1 protein-coding gene is annotated in these 881 nt (G+C 68.4%); it reads left to right on the top strand.

Annotated elements, in window-relative coordinates; all coding sequences use genetic code 11:
- The coding region (locus GOB81_RS17370; protein ID WP_003618763.1) for a DNA-methyltransferase at positions 1–745 on the top strand (745 nt) is incomplete at its 5' end.
- Positions 746–881 lie beyond the last annotated feature (136 nt).

Raw genomic sequence — 881 nt, 5'->3', positions numbered from 1 at the left:
CATGACCCTCCTGACCGGCGACAGCGCGCTCCTGATGCCCTGGCACGGCCCCTACGACATGATCCTGGTCGACCCGCCCTATGGCGATACGTCGCTCGCCTGGGACCGGCGCGTGGCGGACTGGCCCGGCAAGGCACTCGCCGCCCTGAAACCGAGCGGCTCGCTCTGGGTCTTCGGCTCCCTGCGGAGCTTTCTCGCATCCAACGCGGCATTTCGGAATGCGGGCTGGAAATATGCTCAGGAACTGGTCTGGGAGAAGCAGAACGGTTCCAGCTTCCATGCCGATCGCTTCCGCCGCGTGCATGAACTGATCGTCCAGTTCTATCGCGACGATACGCCCTGGCGCGCCGTCTACAACGTGGTTCCCACCACGTCCGATGCGCGGGCGCGCACGGTAAGGCGGAGACACCGGCCGCCCCACATGGGCCGGATCGATGCCGGCCATTACGTGAGCGAGGATGGCGGCCCGCGCCTGATGCGCTCCGTGATTCCGGTCCGCAATGCGCATGGGCGCGCCATCCATCCCACCGAGAAGCCGGTGGCACTGCTGGAGATCCTGATCCGCACGAGCTGCCCACCAGGTGGCCTGGTGGGCGACTGGTTCGCCGGCTCGGGCGCGGCCGGTGTCGCCTGCCGGCTCGCCGGTCGGCGCTATGTCGGCTGCGAGATCGATCCAGTCATGGCGCAAAAGGCGCGCGACCGCATCGCCTCCGTGCTGCCGCTCGGCGAAGGAATTTCGCCATGACGGAACGTCGCACGCCGCCCGGCTTCGCGGCGCGTCCCGCCGATCCCGAACGCTGGGTCAGGGCGCCGGACAAGCCTTCGACCATCAACCGCTTTACCGCCCGGCTGACCATCGACGTCACGCCGGCGCTGCGCGC

Source organism: Acetobacter conturbans, assembly GCF_011516755.1.
GTDB classification, from domain to species: domain Bacteria; phylum Pseudomonadota; class Alphaproteobacteria; order Acetobacterales; family Acetobacteraceae; genus Acetobacter; species Acetobacter conturbans.
Note: the sequence above shows the minus strand (reverse complement) of the source record. Positions and strands in the feature narration are given on the sequence as shown.